The sequence below is a fragment of the Pseudomonas sp. CC6-YY-74 genome, assembly GCF_002025205.1.
Taxonomy (GTDB): Bacteria; Pseudomonadota; Gammaproteobacteria; order Pseudomonadales; family Pseudomonadaceae; genus Aquipseudomonas; species Aquipseudomonas paeninsulae.
This window is the reverse complement of record NZ_CP019947.1, coordinates 544,324-559,299: the sequence shown is the minus strand read 5'-3', so window position 1 is coordinate 559,299 and position 14,976 is coordinate 544,324. Positions and strand designations below refer to the sequence as shown.

Annotated in this window: 14 protein-coding genes and 2 pseudogenes; 7 read left to right on the top strand and 9 right to left on the bottom strand. The window is 62.1% G+C overall.

The window, feature by feature from the left end; all coding sequences use genetic code 11:
* Positions 1–110: 110 nt before the first annotated feature.
* Together B2D37_RS02590 and B2D37_RS02585 are read left to right on the top strand one after the other, a co-directional pair.
* Entirely contained in the window at positions 111–299 is a 189-nt protein-coding gene (locus tag B2D37_RS02590; RefSeq protein WP_177345175.1) for a hypothetical protein, read from the top strand.
* Positions 300–504: 205 nt separating this feature from the next.
* Positions 505–2,721, top strand: a complete 2,217-nt coding sequence (locus B2D37_RS02585) for an LTA synthase family protein (RefSeq protein ID WP_079201256.1) — start codon at positions 505–507, stop codon at positions 2,719–2,721.
* A gap of 18 nt (positions 2,722–2,739) precedes the next feature.
* Here B2D37_RS02585 and B2D37_RS02580 read toward each other — a convergent pair whose 3' ends face one another.
* From B2D37_RS02580 to B2D37_RS02570, 3 genes are all read right to left on the bottom strand, one after another.
* Positions 2,740–3,891, bottom strand: coding sequence for a PQQ-dependent sugar dehydrogenase (locus tag B2D37_RS02580; RefSeq protein ID WP_079201255.1), 1,152 nt, complete (start codon positions 3,889–3,891; stop codon positions 2,740–2,742).
* Positions 3,892–3,993: 102 nt separating this feature from the next.
* Positions 3,994–4,716 carry an ABC transporter substrate-binding protein gene (locus B2D37_RS02575; RefSeq protein WP_079201254.1) on the bottom strand — a complete coding sequence of 241 codons (723 nt, stop codon included), beginning with the start codon at positions 4,714–4,716 and terminating at the stop codon, positions 3,994–3,996.
* A gap of 123 nt (positions 4,717–4,839) precedes the next feature.
* Positions 4,840–5,232, bottom strand: a complete 393-nt coding sequence (locus tag B2D37_RS02570; RefSeq protein ID WP_079201253.1) for a transcriptional regulator — start codon at positions 5,230–5,232, stop codon at positions 4,840–4,842.
* Positions 5,233–5,459: 227 nt separating this feature from the next.
* Here B2D37_RS02570 and B2D37_RS02565 point away from each other — a divergent pair, with 227 nt between their 5' ends.
* Positions 5,460–6,440: a zinc-dependent alcohol dehydrogenase family protein gene (locus B2D37_RS02565; protein ID WP_079201252.1), complete on the top strand. Its 981-nt coding sequence runs from the start codon at positions 5,460–5,462 to the stop codon at positions 6,438–6,440.
* Between the two features lie 64 nt (positions 6,441–6,504).
* On the opposite strand, the gene B2D37_RS02560 is transcribed toward B2D37_RS02565, so the two are convergent.
* Positions 6,505–7,857, bottom strand: coding sequence for a DEAD/DEAH box helicase (locus B2D37_RS02560; protein WP_079201251.1), 1,353 nt, complete (start codon positions 7,855–7,857; stop codon positions 6,505–6,507).
* 174 nt (positions 7,858–8,031) lie between these two features.
* Between B2D37_RS02560 and B2D37_RS02555 the strand changes: the two genes are divergently transcribed.
* Positions 8,032–8,448 carry an anti-virulence regulator CigR family protein gene (locus B2D37_RS02555; protein ID WP_079201250.1) on the top strand — a complete coding sequence of 139 codons (417 nt, stop codon included), beginning with the start codon at positions 8,032–8,034 and terminating at the stop codon, positions 8,446–8,448.
* Here B2D37_RS02555 and B2D37_RS02550 read toward each other — a convergent pair.
* The 5 genes and pseudogenes from B2D37_RS02550 to B2D37_RS02530 all read right to left on the bottom strand — a co-directional run bounded on the left by B2D37_RS02550 (position 8,418) and on the right by B2D37_RS02530 (position 12,458).
* Positions 8,418–9,116, bottom strand: coding sequence for a cupin domain-containing protein (locus B2D37_RS02550; protein ID WP_079201249.1), 699 nt, complete (start codon positions 9,114–9,116; stop codon positions 8,418–8,420). The genes B2D37_RS02555 and B2D37_RS02550 overlap by 31 nt on opposite strands.
* A gap of 11 nt (positions 9,117–9,127) precedes the next feature.
* A complete protein-coding gene (gene rarD / locus B2D37_RS02545; RefSeq protein WP_079201248.1) occupies positions 9,128–10,018 on the bottom strand; it encodes an EamA family transporter RarD in 891 nt (296 codons plus the stop codon).
* Entirely contained in the window at positions 10,015–10,890 is an 876-nt protein-coding gene (locus B2D37_RS02540) for a carboxylate/amino acid/amine transporter (RefSeq protein ID WP_079201247.1), read from the bottom strand. Before B2D37_RS02540 ends, rarD begins: the two co-directional genes overlap by 4 nt.
* A gap of 498 nt (positions 10,891–11,388) precedes the next feature.
* Positions 11,389–11,987 (bottom strand): annotated as a pseudogene (locus B2D37_RS02535) (FMN-dependent NADH-azoreductase).
* Positions 11,988–12,143: 156 nt separating this feature from the next.
* Positions 12,144–12,458, bottom strand: a complete 315-nt coding sequence (locus B2D37_RS02530) for a 3-phosphoglycerate kinase (RefSeq protein ID WP_079201246.1) — start codon at positions 12,456–12,458, stop codon at positions 12,144–12,146.
* 85 nt (positions 12,459–12,543) lie between these two features.
* Between B2D37_RS02530 and B2D37_RS02525 the strand changes: the two are divergent.
* From B2D37_RS02525 to B2D37_RS02515, 3 genes and pseudogenes are all read left to right on the top strand, one after another.
* Positions 12,544–13,470, top strand: a pseudogene (locus B2D37_RS02525) (LysR family transcriptional regulator); the annotation flags it as partial.
* Between the two features lie 11 nt (positions 13,471–13,481).
* Complete coding sequence (locus tag B2D37_RS02520; RefSeq protein ID WP_079201245.1) at positions 13,482–14,309, top strand: alpha/beta fold hydrolase; 828 nt, start codon at positions 13,482–13,484, stop codon at positions 14,307–14,309.
* The gene (locus B2D37_RS02515) at positions 14,303–14,857 is read left to right on the top strand and encodes a peptidylprolyl isomerase (RefSeq protein ID WP_079201244.1); all 555 of its coding nucleotides are present in this window, start codon (positions 14,303–14,305) and stop codon (positions 14,855–14,857) included. The genes B2D37_RS02520 and B2D37_RS02515 overlap by 7 nt, the downstream gene beginning before the upstream one ends.
* The last annotated feature ends 119 nt before the right edge of the window (positions 14,858–14,976 follow it).

Below are 14,976 nucleotides of genomic sequence, written 5' to 3'. Positions count from 1 at the left end.
CTCGGCCAGTCACTGACCTAGCCGTAACTTGAGTTGCCAGCGTTATTTACCAAGCATTTGTCAAGCCGTTCATGTACAATCTCTGCCCAAATTAATTTTTTAATAGGTTAATGGCCGCCATGCGTGTAAAAGCATCAAACAGCAAGCCCAAACCAGCTCCCGCCGTTGAAACCAGCGCCTCGATTGATGCGCAGATCGCCGCCTTCTTGACCTCCGGCGGTGAAATCCAGCAGATCGCCAAAGGCGTCAGTGGCCAGGTCTACGGCGCGTCCAAGCAGATCACCATCGGCAAGAAATAAGCCGAGCTCCCTTAGCCCCGCAGCGCTTTGCTCCCCCAGACAAGGCGCTGGGCTAATGCTTCATCCCTCCCCCCTCTATTTCAGTGTATTCAACTGCCCCTACTGGCGGTTAGCACAGGCATGTTTCAGAATCATGTCTAACTGCGCTCCGCGGTGAATTCGGCATTGCCGTCGATCAGTTATGACAATTGCTTCTGGAGTATCCGTGCGCCCATCCAGCCATTGGCTGCAGCACCCGGCCAGCGCCTCGCTGACATTGGCCCTGGTATTGATTGTGATCCCACTGGCCAGTCGCTACGGCCTGGGCTGGTCGCACCCGTTCGGTTATCTGTCGGATCTGGCCATCGGCAGTCTGCTGCTGATCCTGTTGCATGGCCGCAGTTGGTTGTTGCGCCTGCCGGTGCTGCTGGCCTGGGGCATCTTCAGTCTGAGCAACGCTGAACTGATTAGCGCAGTCGGACGCATGCCCGAACCAGCGGATCTGCACTACCTGGGCGACGCCCAATTCGTCCGCCACTCGACCCAGGGCGCGGGCCTCAGCCACCCTTGGTTAGCCTTGACCCTGACGTTCGGTATCGCCCTGCACCTGCTGCTGAGCAGGCGGCCAAGCGCGCCGTCGCGGCAACGCCTCAACCTGGTCTGGCTGCTGGCCCCGCTGTCATTGCTGCTGACGCATGCCATCTACCAGTACCGCAGCCCCAGCGAAGCCGCCCAATGGCTGCAATTCAACCTGCCGCACAAGATGCTGGCGGAAAGCCTGAGCGCCGGCCAGTTGCGCCTCGCGGACTGGCTGGCCGGCGACCAGCCCGCCAGCCCGCCGGACATCCGCACGTTCAACCAGCTCGACCTCGCCGGCACACCGCTGCTCGACCACCCAGGGCAGGCGCGCAATGTGCTGATCATCACCCTGGAAGGCATCCCAGGCGCCTATATCGACGCCAGCCGCAAGGCCCTGCACAGCAGCTACCAGCAAGCACTGATGCCACGGCTCAGTCAGTGGGCCGAGCGCGGCATGCTTACTCCGGACTATGTGTTGCACAGCCACCAGACCATTCGCGGCCTGTACGCCATGCTCTGCGGCGATTACAGCAAGCTCGACTCCGGCTCGCCGAAAGGCCTCGAACTGCTCGGCAACCCCAAGCGCAGCGAGCAGTGCCTGCCGGCGCAGCTGCGCCAGCGCGGTTTCACTACCCATTACCTGCAAGGCGCCGGGCTACGCTTCATGGCCAAGGATCAGATCATGCCGCGCATGGGCTTCGACCAGACCCTGGGTCGCGACTGGTTCAAGAACAAGCCCTACCTGGACTTCGGCTGGGGCGTGGACGACAAGACCTATTTCGAAGGCGCTTTGGATTATGTGAAGCAGCTGCGCCAGCAGAAACGCCCCTGGATGCTCACCCTGCTCACCGTCGGCACCCACCAACCCTACTCGGCGCCACAGGACTACCTCGCCCGCTACCCGACCGCCAAGCAGGCGGTGGTCGCCTACCTGGACGACGCCGTGGCGGATTTCCTCAGCGGGCTGGAGAAACAGGGCGTGCTCAAGGACACGCTGGTGCTGATCACCTCCGACGAATCCCATGGCGTGGAAAACGTGCGCCTGGCGTCGGCCTGGGGCTTCAACCTGTTGCTGGCGCCGGAACAGGCACAACTGCCGGCGCTGAAGAGCGGCGTCTACGGCCACGTCGACCTGACGGCTTCGGTGCTCGACTATTTCGCCCTACCGATACCGGACAATATCGCCGGCCGCTCGCTGCTGCGCGACTACGCCAGCGGGCGCGCCATGCTGTCCTACACCAACGGCATGCTGCGCCAGCACGACGGCCAGGGCACCTTCACCGAATGCGACTTCCAGCAGGTCTGCCGGCGCTACGCCAGCACCGGATTCATTGCCGATAGCGCGGCCTACCTCGGCCGCATCAGCGGCCGCGAGGCGCGCCTGGTCAGCCAGCGCGCCGCCCTGCTCGACCAATCCCTGCGCAACGGCCAGGCGCAACTGCACTACCAGTTCGCCAACCGCAGACCCATCAAGCTGAAACGCAAAGTCGGCGACGACTGGGCGGACAGCCTGGTCGGCGCCCAGTACCTGGAGCTGCCGCGCGGCACGCGAACCACTGTCACCCTGAAAGTGCGCGGCGTGGGCATGGATAGTGGAGGCGCCACGCTGCAGTTGAAAACCAAAGAGTTCGAGCGCGACGTGGCCTTGCCAATCCCTGAACTGCCGCGCCTGACCCAGGACAGGCCGATCGAGGTCAGCTTCAGTTTCAACAACCTGGCCGCACGCAAGGCGTTCTCCTTCCACCTGCTCGGCGAGGGTAAAGGCGCCATCGAGATCCTCGATTTCAGCGTGACCAGCAGGCCGCTGAACCCCAAGCTGTTGGCAGCCAAGACCGACAAGGACGACGCCCAGAAGACCCACTGAGCGACGTCAGCCCGGCGCTTACTGCTGTGGCCGCAGGTCCAGGCGCAGCAACTGTCCGTTGCTGGCGTCGGTCAGCACATAGAGATAGCCATCCGGCCCCTGGCGCACATCGCGGATGCGCGCATCGAGCTGCTCCAGCAGACGCTCCTCGTGTACCACCTGATCGCCGCGCAACTCCAGGCGAATCAGCGCCTGTCCGGCCAACGCACCGATGAACAGGTTGCCCCGCCAGGCGGCAAAGCGCTCGCCGTCATAGAACGCCATGCCGCTAATTGCCGGGGACTTTTCCCAGACATAGTGCGGCGGTTCGGTTCCGGCGACCACCTTGCCCTGGGCTTCCGGAATCGCCAGGAACGAATAGTTGACCCCATGGGTGGCGAGCGGCCAGCCGTAGTTCTTGCCGGCTTGCGGGATGTTGATCTCATCACCGCCGCGCGGGCCATGCTCGTGGGTCCATAACTGCCCGGTCCGGGGATTGAGTGCGGCGCCTTGCTGGTTGCGATGGCCGTAAGACCAGATTTCCGCTCGAGCGCCTGGTTGGCCGACAAAGGGGTTGTCGGGTGGTACTTTGCCGTCTGGGTGCAGGCGCACCACCTTGCCTTGCAGCTTGTCGAGGTCCTGCGCGGTCGAGCGCTGGTTGTTTTCGCCCAAGGCGACAAACAGATAACCGTCGCGGTCGAACACCAACCGCGAGCCAAAATGCGCGCCGCGGGACAGTTTCGGCAGCTGCCGGAAGATCACCTCGAAACCTTCCAGCGTGCGCTTATCCAGCGACAACCTGGCGCGCCCGACCGCGGTACCGCTGTACTCACCGTCGCCGGCCTCGGCATAGGACAGATAAACCAGACGATCCTGGGCAAACTCGGGCGACAACGCCACATCGAGCAGCCCGCCTTGGCTTCTGGCATAGACCGCCGGCACCCCGCCGATCGGCGCGGACAGCCCACCCTGCAGATCAACCAGGCGCAAACGCCCAGGTCGCTCGGTGACCAGCAGGCCTTGTCGTTCAGGCAGAAAGGCCATGCTCCAGGGATGCTCGAGGCCCGCGACCAGCTGGCTGACCTGCAGGGTGCCCTGTTCGCTGGGAAACTCACCGGCGTGCACGGCAATCGGCGGCATCAGCAGCACGCCGGTCAAACCCAGAATCGCCAGCATGCGGGTGCGCAACATACTTCTCTCCTTAGCGTCGGATAGTGGCGGAGCCGGATGGCCGAGTCATGCAACCGCGCAGCCCGGTTTGCAGCCCAGCGCGCATCACTTTAGCTGTCGAGCTCAATACATCGCGTAACGCCGCTCGATTGCGCGGTACTCGCCATTCGCGTGAATGGCCGCCAGCCCGCGATTGAAACGGTCGCGCTGAGCCTCACGGCGGAAGCCAACCTGATAGGGAGTGGCGGCGAATATCCGGTATTCGCTCAGTGGCTGACTGACATCGACCTGATCGAGCACCTCACGATTGAGGTAGCGCAGGATCCGCATATCCCCCACCACCACCTCGATCCGCCCGCTGTAGAGCAGGCGATTACGCGCGATCTGCTGCGCCTCTTCACGATAGCGCGGGTTGTTCTGCGCCATCCGCTGAAACTCATTACCGAGTAAAAAACGTGCACGCTGAAAGGCGCTGACCGAGTAATTACCCAGATCGGCAATCCGCTCGATGTTGTAGTTGCGCGCGCGCAATGCCAGGGCAACATTCTGGTAGTAGATATGCGGCTCGGAATAGAAGGCATCAATGCCGCTCTGCTCGTTGGTGGTGGCAATGGCGTCGATTTCGCCACGCCGTAACTGCAGGTGCAAGCGCTCCATCGGCGCATAGGTGATTTGTATGGCAAAGCCGGCGTGCTTTGCGGCAGCCGCCACTATCTCGTACTCCAGCCCCCGCGCTTCATCTTGAAACACATAAGGTGGCTTGTGCGTGCCCATACCCAGGCGCAGCGGTTCAGCCGCAATGGCGAGACTGAACCAGAGCAGCACCATCCCCAACATCCACTGCATGCCAGTCCCCTTTGTTCAGCAGACGTGCAGCATAACCGCCTAATCAGGGTGAACGTGTAGCCACGTCACGACCCAATGCATCCATCAGGCGGCCTCGACTCATGCAGCAGCCAACGTAATGGACTACAAGAGGCTGGCCTGGCTGGCCAGTTCGTCGAACGCTTCTGGTACCAGCGCTGACGCGCCCTGCTGATCGAGCAACTCGCGAGCGTGCTCGCCGCCAGGGAAACTGCTGTCGATCATGCTCAACAGTTGCGCCCCACGTTCGGTCAATATGAAGTTCTCGCCATTGCCGCCTTCATCCTCGGGCCGCGGCGTGATGAAGCCCGCGCTCAGTAGTTGCTCCTCATACTGCGTAGCAAGTACCTTGAGTGCGTCGAGGTTGCCGGTCTGCTCACCCGCCCGCTGCAGCTCTGCGGCCAGCTCTTCGGCATAATCCCGCGGCGCGAAAGGTTTGCCCGCGCTGTTCTGTACTTCATGCAACAAGCGCTCGATCAGATCCCAGTTGTAAGTCATCTCATCCTCTCCTGTTAGCGTGTCGCTCGGCGTACCGAACGCGGAGCCAATTCCGTGCACACGGCTCTCTTGAGTTCCGACCCGCAAAGGCCAGCCAAGGTTCACAGGCTCAGGTGCAGCAAGCCGAGAGTAATCACCGAGATCGATTAAACAGGATTCGTCCCGCCCTACCCACTCCGGTCTAGACTCTGTCCTCTGAATGAGTCGCGACCAACTGGAGAATCCTCATGCTCAAAGCCGAATACCAAACCCGCGGCCCCGTGCCGCAAGACGTGATCGACGCCGTCGAACTGCAACTACCCGCACCTGCCGTGGGCCAGGTACGGATCAAGGTGGAGGCCGCGCCGATCAACCCCTCCGATGTGCTCACCCTGACCGGCGAATACGGCATGCTGCCGCCGCTGCCGGCGATTGGTGGCAACGAAGGGGTCGGCCGCATCGAGGAGCTGGGGCCCGAGGTGAGCAACCTGAAGGTCGGCCAACTGGTGCTGCTGCCGGTCGGCTGCGGCACCTGGGTCAGCCACCTCAATGCACCGGCGAACAAGTTGATCCCGCTGCCGGAAGGCGACCCGGTGCAACTGGCGATGCTGACCGTCAACCCGCCGACCGCCTCCCTGCTGCTCAGCGAGTTCGTCGACCTCAAGCCCGGCGACTGGGTGATCCAGAACGCGGCCAACTCGGGCGTCGGCAGCTACCTGATCCAGCTGGCCAAGCTGCGTGGCTTCAAGACCATCAACGTGGTGCGCCGTGAGTCGGCAGTGGCTGGGGTGACGGCCGAAGGCGGCGACGTGGTGCTGGTGGACGGACCCGACCTGGCCAAGCGCGTGCGCGCGGCCACCGACGGCGAAGCCGTGCGTCTGGGTATCGATGCGGTGGGCGGCGAGTCCACCGACCATCTGGCCGCGAGCCTCAGCGAGGGCGGCGTACTGGTCAACTACGGCATGATGAGCCGTCAGCCTTGCCAGGTCTCACCGGCGTCCATCGTGTTCCGCGACGTGAGCCTGCGTGGCTTCTGGCTGGCCAAATGGTTCCGGAATGCCACCCCGGCCGAGCAGATGAAGGTGTTCGGTGAGCTGACCCAACTGATTGCCAGCGGCAAGCTGCAGACTCGCGTGGCAGCTACCTATGACGTCAGTCAGATCAAGCAGGCGGTGGCCGCGGCCGCCAGTGGCGAACGCGACGGCAAGATCCTGATTGTGCCGAAGTAAACTCGCTCTAGTGGCGTAGGGTGGGCTGCAGCGGATCGCCACCCGCCTACCCTACGCGTGGCGCTTACTCTGCTTCAGGCTTGCGCCGTTTAAGCGGCGCCAAACCATCCTGGCTGACCAACTCGGCCGCTGCGACCTTGGGCTTGTTGATGGTATTGCGCTTGCTTGGCGCCTTGGCGGCCGGTTTCTTCGCGGCCAGCTTCTTGCCGGTCTTGGGATCGATTTTCTTCTTCTTCGGCCCGACTGCCTTGCCAGACGCCTTGAGGTTCTTCGGCCCTTGGTAGATGCCTTTCATATCCTTGATATTGCGCCGCTCGAAACGCTGCTTGAGGTAGCGTTCGATGCTCGACATCAGCGACCAGTCATTGTGGCAGATCAGTGAAATCGCCAGACCTTCGGCACCAGCACGGCCGGTACGGCCAATGCGGTGCACGTATTCGTCACCCGAACGCGGCATGTCGAAGTTGATCACCAGATCCAGACCGTCGACATCCAGACCGCGCGCGGCCACATCGGTGGCTACCAGGATTTTCACGGCGCCTTGCTTGAGACGGTCGATGGCCAGCTTGCGGTCTTTCTGATCCTTCTCGCCGTGCAACACGAAGGTTTTGAAGTCGTGGGCAACCAACTTGCCATACAGGCGGTCAGCCTGAACCCGGGTATTGGTGAAAATGATCGCCTTGTCGTAGGTCTCGTTCTTCAGCAACCACTCGACCATACGTTCTTTATGGTGGTTGTGGTCGGCGGTGATGATCTGCTGGCGCGTGCCTTCATTGAGCTGGCTGACGCGGTTGAGCTGCAGGTGCTCGGGCTCTTTGAGCACCTTGGCGACGATCTCACGCAGGCTTGCACCGCCGCTGGTCGCGGAGAACAGCAGGGTCTGGCGCGCGGCATTGCACAGCTCGCCCAGACGCTGCACGTCTTCGGCAAAGCCCATATCGAGCATGCGGTCGGCTTCGTCGAGGACCAGCACTTCCACTTCATCGAGTAGCAGGTTGCCGGCGTTGGCGTGTTCGATCAGACGACCCGGTGTGCCGATCAAAATATCGACCCGGCGCAGCATCGCGGCCTGCATCTTGAAATCCTCACCGCCGGTAATCAAACCGGCCTTGAGGAAGGTGAACTGGGCAAAGCGCTCGACTTCCTTGAGCGTTTGCTGGGCCAGCTCACGGGTGGGCAGCATAATCATCGCGCGCACGCTCATGCGCGGCGAGGAAGCACCATCGCCTAACAGGCGATTAAGCATCGGCAGGACGAAGGCCGCCGTCTTGCCGCTGCCGGTCTGCGCCGTCACCCGCAAATCGCGCCCTTGCAGCGCCAGCGGGATAGCCGCCAGCTGCACCGGGGTGGGCTCGGTAAAGTTCAGCGCAGCCACGGCTTTCAGCAGACGTTCATGCAGGGCGAATTGGGAAAACACGGAGGTAACCTCGACGAAAAACGGAAATCAGCTGTATAGCGTAACGGTTTCCCGCGCTGTGGCCGAATTTCTTTGTGCAGAACCGCACAGAGCGGGCACCTCGGCACTTGAACAGAACGCCATGAAAGCGCTCAAATCAGGCCGTACAACCGCCCCAAAGCCCCGGAGAGTTGCATGCCCAACCCGTCTCCCAGCCTGCTGGTCGGTAGTGGCCTGGCCATCGCCTTGGCCACGCAGAGCGCCTTCGCCGCGCCGAAAACCGATAACCATGGCAAACAGGGCGCTGGCTATGACGGCGACGTCAGTGTCCACGTCAGTGGCCCCACCATCGATATCGGCCGCGTACGCATCGTGCTGGGCGACAACCGGCAACTGATCGGCCCGACCCGCTCACTGCCGCCAGGCATCGCCAAGAACCTGGCATGCGGCAAACCACTGCCACCCGGTATCGCCAAGAACGTCAACGACCGCGTGGCCAGCCAACTGCCGCGCTATGACGGCTACCAATGGAAGCAGGTCGGCACCGACGTGGTGCTGGTAGCGATTGCCAGCGGGATTGTCTACGAAGTGCTGAGAAACGTGCTGGACTGATCCGTTGCACTTGCTTCGAGCAGATGGCCGACTTTTACATAAATCAGGCAACCCTCACGGGAAAACGGTGTATGCGTTGAGCCGTGCGGGTTGCGCAGCCAGGTGCCGGCGGGATAATCGCCGAATTCATCCTGAAATACCCCCTCCAGCACCAGGATTTCTTCCCCGCCAAGATGCCGGTGGCCATGGAACTCGGTGCCTGGCGCCCAGCGTACCAATGCCGTGTGCACCGTGGCGAAGCTGGCCAGCGGCAACACACTCAAGCCTGCGACAAGGCCGGGGCGCCACTCGGCGGCACGGGTATCGATGCGCAGCGAGCTTTGATCCTCCGGCGCCTGGTAGCACAACTTGACGAACAACAGACAACCCTGCGCACTGGATGGCGCATGGCCACTACCGGGCGGATTTTTCAGCCAGTAACCGGCGGGATAGTCACCGTGCTCATCGGTAAACACACCGTCGAGCACCAGAATCTCCTCTCCCGCCGGATGCTGGTGACGGCTGAACGAAGACCCCGGCGCATAGCGCACGATCGAGGTGGCGCGCCCGCTTTCCGCGGCAAACCGTTCCAGCGGACGCCGTTCGACGCCTGGCAATGGTGAGGCCTGCCAGTCGATAGCCTGGGTATCGAGCACTACACGCTCGGCCAGGTCAGCATGGATCTGCATGTTACCTCCTGTCAGGTACGCCGTTGCTTGATCAGCAGCCGCGCACTGTCCCAGCCGACCAGCAGCACCGCCAGCCAGATCGGCAGATACGTCAGCCACTGCTCGGCATTGAAGCTTTCGCCGAGAAACAACAGTGCCACCAGAAACAACAGCACCGGCTCGACATAACTGAGAATGCCAAACAGCCCCAGCGGCAACAACCGATTGGACGCCATCATCGCGGCAAACGCCAGGGCGCCGAGCAAGCCCAGACCCGGCAACAGCCACCACAGCTGCGGCGCCTGGGTGAACGCCGCCACCGGCCCCCAGGCGACGATCAGCCAGACCGCCAGAGGCGCCAGCACCAGCATTTCCAGAATAAACCCGGACAGGGCATCCAGACGCATCCAGCGGCGCAACATGAAATACGGTGGATAACCCAGCGCGGTGACCAGGGTGACCCAGGAAAACGCCTGCAGGCGCCACAGTTCATGCAGCACGCCGAGCAAGGCACAGCACACCGCCAACTGCTGCAACGGGCGCAAGCGCTCGCCGTAGAACACCCGCCCGGCCAGCACCATCGCCAGGGGCAGCAAAAAGTAGCCCAGCGACACATCCAGCATGCGCCCGGCCAGCGGCGCCCAGACGAACACGGCCCACTGCACGCCAATCAACGCCGCCGCCAGCGGCAAGGCCGCCAGCAATAGCGGCTCACGGCGCAGGCGGCCGATGGCCACTGCCAGCACCGTCCATTGCCGGGCCACGGCGACCAGCAGCAACACCGCCGGAATCGACCAGAGCACCCGCTGGGCGAACACCTGTACACCGTCCAGCGGCGCCAGTTGCTGCACATAGCCGGGAATCAGGGCAAACAGCATCGACGCGCCAATCGATAGCGACACGCCACGCCCGGACAGCTTCATCGCATCTCCTTCGCCGCCAGTAGCCGCCGGCTGCCGACCCGAGTCAACAGCAGGGAGCTGGCAATCACCGCCCCACCCAGACTCAACCGCCACAGATCGGCATCGCGGTTCCACAGCAACAGATTGACCAGCAGACCCGCCGGCACCAACGCGTTGTTCATCACCGCCAGGGTACCGCCATCGACCAGGCTCGCGCCCTTGTTCCACCAGTAAAGACCAAGCCCGGACGCCACCATACCGAGCCAGACCAAGACCCACCACTGGATGGCGCTGGTGGGCAAGCGGGCGGCGTTACCGAACAGCAAGAAGGCCGGCAAGGCGACGGCCAACGCACCCAGGTAGAAGTAGCCGAAGCGCCGATACTGTGGAATGTCCGAAGGATGCCGGACGAGCAGGTGCTTGTAGAACACCTGCCCGGCGGCAAAGGTGAAGTTGGCGATTTGCAGCAGGAAGAAGCCGACATAGAAGTCAGTGCCGAGCTGGTCGTAGCGAATGATCGCCGCGCCCGCCACCGCGACCAGTGCGGCGAGCAAGGCCCAGGGATTGAAACGCCGATTGAACGCATCCTCGATCAGGGTCACGTGTAACGGCGTCAGAATGGTGAACAGCAGCACTTCCGGCACCGTCAGCACGCTGAAACTCAGGTACAGGCAGACATAGGTGACACCGAACTGCAACGCGCCGATCAGCAACATGCCACGCATGAACGCTGGCGCCACGCCGTGCCAGCGGGTCAGGGGCAGAAACACCAGACCGGCGATCAGCACCCGCGTCAGCACGGCAAAATAACTGTCCACCTGGCCGGCCAGGTACTCGCCGATCAGACTGAAAGAAAAGGCCCATAACAGGGTCACGAAGACTAGATAACGCATGGCCACCTCGCAGCAAGCCGGCGACCTTAGCCTGTCGCGAGGTTTCGAACAATCGCCGCACCACCGGCACAAAAAAACCCGGCCAACCGCCAAAGCGATCGACCGGGCATATGCGCGCCAGGAGCAAAGGGACGCCAAGGGAGCTGCCTGTTACTTGAACACTAGCCGGCCGTTGAAAACGTCGCGAACGCAGTAGTTTTTCAACGACTCTGTCTCAATTTCGTGTTGCGCGCAGTTTTTGCAGGGTGGGTTAGGCGCATGCGCACAGGCGATTGGCGGGCACGCCGTCCGTTGCGCCGTAACCCACCCGATGGAGCACACCGATCATCGCTTGGTGGGTTACGCGGCGCACCTATTCCACAGTTGATTTTCAGACCTTGCTCTGCACCACTAACCTGCGTGGCCCGGCCCGCCCTACGCAGTATCGCGCCCCAGGCATCACCTAGCTGACCTGCACGTTTCAACCCATAACCGGGTCTTAGCCTTTTCAGCGGTCTGTTAAGCCACTTGCGCTAATTGCGCCTTGGCCTCGGCCAGACCTTTCTCCATGAACTCGCCGCCCAGGTTGAGGCCTTCGGCATGGATGAAGCTGACGTCGTGGATGCCGATGAAGGCCAATGCCTGACGCAGGTAGGGTTCCTGATGATCCATGTTGCCACCGGCGTAGATACCACCACGGGCGGTCAGGACGAAGGCACGCTTGCCAGTGAGCAGGCCCTGCGGGCCGGTTTCGGTGTACTTGAAGGTGACGCCGGCACGCAGCACATGATCCAGCCAGGCTTTCAGAGTGCTGGGGATGGCGAAGTTGTACATGGGCGCGGCCAGCACCAGCACATCGGCAGCCAGCACTTCATCGGTGAGCGTATTGGACAGGGCCAATGCACGTTGCTCCGCGACGCTCTGCTGGTCGATCGAGGTCATCCAGCCCCCAGCAGATTGGCGTCCAGGTGCGGTACTTGCTCGACCGCCAGGTCGCGCACCTGGATTTGATCGACAGGGTGAGCGACTTGCCACTGGGCAATGAATTGCTCGGTGAGCTGACGAGAAACCGAGCCTTGTTGGCGCGCGCTGCTTTCGATTACCAGAACATTGGACATATTTTTGCTCCATCGAGGGGATTGGTTAACGTCGATGGAGCACAGAGTAGAGACACAGTTATCGATTAAAAAGCGCAAATAATCGCTTTTACCTATCAACAAAATTGATTTATTAACCACCTCGCACTAGGATCGGTAATGTTCATAGCGGCGCGGTCATTTCAGGCCACAGGTCAACTGCACGCGCAGCTTGATGATGCTCCGGGCGAATTTCATGGTCAGGTTGCTGCTCTGCCCCGGCACCAACACTACTTTACGGGTGCGCGGCGCCTCGGGGCCGTTGCGGAACACCCCGGAGCACTCGGCCTCGGTCTGACCGTAGTTGTAGAGCAGTAAGGCGCCCATGTTGTGATCGACTTCCTGGGTCGTGACCGACACTTCGGCACCGTTGAGCTGTTTTTCCACCTCGATCGGATAAGCGAAAGCAACCAGCGGCAAACAGGCGATCAGGGCACAGCAAAAGATTTTCATGCGGCAGTCTCCAACAAAGGACTGCCAGTTTAGAGCGAGTTCGCCTCAGCGTGCACCCAACGGCTCGCGTGAATAGGAGAAGATAATGAAAGCGCCCCGCGTGACCCTCGATCAATGGCGTACGTTGCAGGCCGTAGTCGATCAGGGCGGCTTTGCCCAAGCCGCCGAGGTGCTGCATCGCTCGCAATCCTCAGTCAGCTACACCATTGCGCGGATGCAGGAACAACTCGACGTGCCGTTGCTGCGCATCGACGGACGCAAGGCCGTACTCACCGAGGCCGGCGACGTGCTGCTGCGCCGTTCGCGGCAACTGGTCAAGCAGGCCAGCCAGCTGGAAGACCTGGCCTACAACATGGATCAGGGCTGGGAAGCCGAGGTACGCCTGGTGGTTGACGCCGCCTACCCGACCGCACGGCTGATCAGGGCACTGGCCGCCTTCATCCCGCAGAGCCGCGGTTGCCGCGTGCGCCTGCGCGAGGAAGTGCTGTCGGGGGTAGAAGAAGTGCTGCTGGAAGGCACCGCCGACTTGGCCATCAGCAGCCTGTCCATGGTCGGCTACCTGGGCCATGAACTCAGCGAAGTGGAGTTCGTGGCGGTCGCCCACCCCGACCATCAGTTGCACAAGCTGCAACGCCAGCTGACCTTCGAGGATTTGCACAATCAGTTGCAGGTAGTCATACGCGACTCCGGACGCAGCAAGCCGCGTGATGTCGGCTGGCTGGGCGCCGAGCAGCGCTGGACCGTCAGCAGCCTGCCGACCGCCGCCAATTTCGTCAGCAGCGGCCTCGGTTTCGCCTGGCTGCCGCGCCACCTGATCGACCGGGAGCTGAGTGATGGAATACTCCAGCCCCTGGCGCTGGCACAAGGCGGCACCAGCCACCCACGCTTTACCCTCTATAGCCACAAGGACAAAGCCCTGGGGCCAGCCAGCCAGATTCTCGTTGACCTGATCAGGAACTTCGACTCGGCACCACTCAATGCACCCTTCGCCGCCCCCAATCAGCCAGTTGAAAGGAGTCACTCATGTCCTACTACGATAACGACGGTTGCCAGTTGCACTACGAGGATTACGGCAAGGGCGCACCGGTGCTGCTGGTGCACGGCCTGGGCTCAAGCACCCGCGACTGGGAATATCAGATCCCCGAACTGGCGGCGCACTACCGGGTGATCGCCCTCGACGTACGCGGTCACGGTCGCTCGGACAAGCCGCGCGAACGCTACAGCATCGCCGGTTTTGCCGAAGATGTGAGCGCACTGATCGAGCACTTGGGGTTCGACAGGGTGCATTTGGTTGGCATCTCCATGGGCGGCATGATCGGCTTTCAGTTGGGCGTCGACCGTCCCGAACTGCTAAAAAGTCTGACCATCGTCAACAGCGGCCCCGAAGTGAAGGCGAAAAGCCCGCGCGACTACCTGGAAATCGCCAAACGCTGGAGCCTGTCGCGCCTGCTCAGCCTCGATACGATTGCCAAGGCACTGGGTAAGCTGCTGTTCCCCAAGCCCGAACAAGCCGAACTGCGGCGTAAGATCGAGGAGCGCTGGCCGCAGAACGACAAGCGCGCCTACCTCGCCAGCCTCGACGCGATCATCGGCTGGGGGGTGCGCGAACGCCTGGCGCGCATAACCTGCCCTACCCTGGTGATCAGCGCCGACCGCGACTACACCCCAGTCGCGCAGAAAGAGGCCTACGTCAAGGAAATGCCCAACGCACGCTTGCTGGTGATCGAAGATTCGCGTCACGCCACACCGCTGGATCAACCGCAGCGCTTCAACAGCAGCCTGCTGGCCTTCCTCGAGGAAGTCGAACAAACTGCCGCCACTGCCCTCAACAAGGATCAACAAGCATGCTGAAAACACTCGCCCTCGCCGCCTGCTCGGTACTGTTTGCCAGCAGCCTGCTGGCTGCGGAGAACCCGAAAGTGCTGCTGACCACCAGTCTCGGTGACATCGAAATCGAGCTGGACGCGGATAAAGCCCCGATCAGCGTGGAAAACTTCCTCGGCTACGTGGACAGCGGCTACTACGCTGGCACCCAGTTTCATCGGGTGATTCCGGGTTTCATGGTGCAAGGCGGCGGCTTCGATGCCGACCTGCAGCAGAAGCAGCCGCAAGCACCGATCAAGAACGAAGCCGACAATGGCCTGCACAACGTGCGCGGCACCCTGGCCATGGCGCGTACCCAGGTACGCGACTCGGCCACCAGCCAGTTCTTTATCAACCACAAGGACAACGCCTTCCTCGACCACAGCTCGCGCGACTTCGGTTACGCGGTATTCGGTAAGGTGCTGCGCGGCATGGAAGTAGTCGACAAGATCGCCCAGGTAGCGACCGGCAATCGCGGCGGCCAGCAGAACGTACCGCGCGAACCGGTGCTGATCATCGAAGCCAAGCGCCTATAACCAGTGGGCGGCGCACGACGCTCGTCCTCTGCGCCGTCGTCGCCGCATGACCGCCACCGAGGCCCTGCACGCGCAGAGTCTCGCCAACGTGCCGCCCTCGTAGCGGCCCGCTCGGCCCG

What these genes read in the sequence shown, in the direction of transcription:
- B2D37_RS02590 (WP_177345175.1), top strand. Translation starts at nt 111, where the DNA reads ATGGCCGCCATGCGTGTAAAAGCATCAAACAGCAAGCCCAAACCAGCT.
- B2D37_RS02580 (WP_079201255.1), bottom strand. Translation starts at nt 3,891, where the DNA reads ATGTTGCGCACCCGCATGCTGGCGATTCTGGGTTTGACCGGCGTGCTG.
- B2D37_RS02575 (WP_079201254.1), bottom strand. Translation starts at nt 4,716, where the DNA reads ATGCAGTGGATGTTGGGGATGGTGCTGCTCTGGTTCAGTCTCGCCATT.
- B2D37_RS02570 (WP_079201253.1), bottom strand. Translation starts at nt 5,232, where the DNA reads ATGACTTACAACTGGGATCTGATCGAGCGCTTGTTGCATGAAGTACAG.
- B2D37_RS02565 (WP_079201252.1), top strand. Translation starts at nt 5,460, where the DNA reads ATGCTCAAAGCCGAATACCAAACCCGCGGCCCCGTGCCGCAAGACGTG.
- B2D37_RS02555 (WP_079201250.1), top strand. Translation starts at nt 8,032, where the DNA reads ATGCCCAACCCGTCTCCCAGCCTGCTGGTCGGTAGTGGCCTGGCCATC.
- B2D37_RS02550 (WP_079201249.1), bottom strand. Translation starts at nt 9,116, where the DNA reads ATGCAGATCCATGCTGACCTGGCCGAGCGTGTAGTGCTCGATACCCAG.
- rarD (WP_079201248.1), bottom strand. Translation starts at nt 10,018, where the DNA reads ATGAAGCTGTCCGGGCGTGGCGTGTCGCTATCGATTGGCGCGTCGATG.
- B2D37_RS02540 (WP_079201247.1), bottom strand. Translation starts at nt 10,890, where the DNA reads ATGCGTTATCTAGTCTTCGTGACCCTGTTATGGGCCTTTTCTTTCAGT.
- B2D37_RS02530 (WP_079201246.1), bottom strand. Translation starts at nt 12,458, where the DNA reads ATGAAAATCTTTTGCTGTGCCCTGATCGCCTGTTTGCCGCTGGTTGCT.
- B2D37_RS02520 (WP_079201245.1), top strand. Translation starts at nt 13,482, where the DNA reads ATGTCCTACTACGATAACGACGGTTGCCAGTTGCACTACGAGGATTAC.
- B2D37_RS02515 (WP_079201244.1), top strand. Translation starts at nt 14,303, where the DNA reads ATGCTGAAAACACTCGCCCTCGCCGCCTGCTCGGTACTGTTTGCCAGC.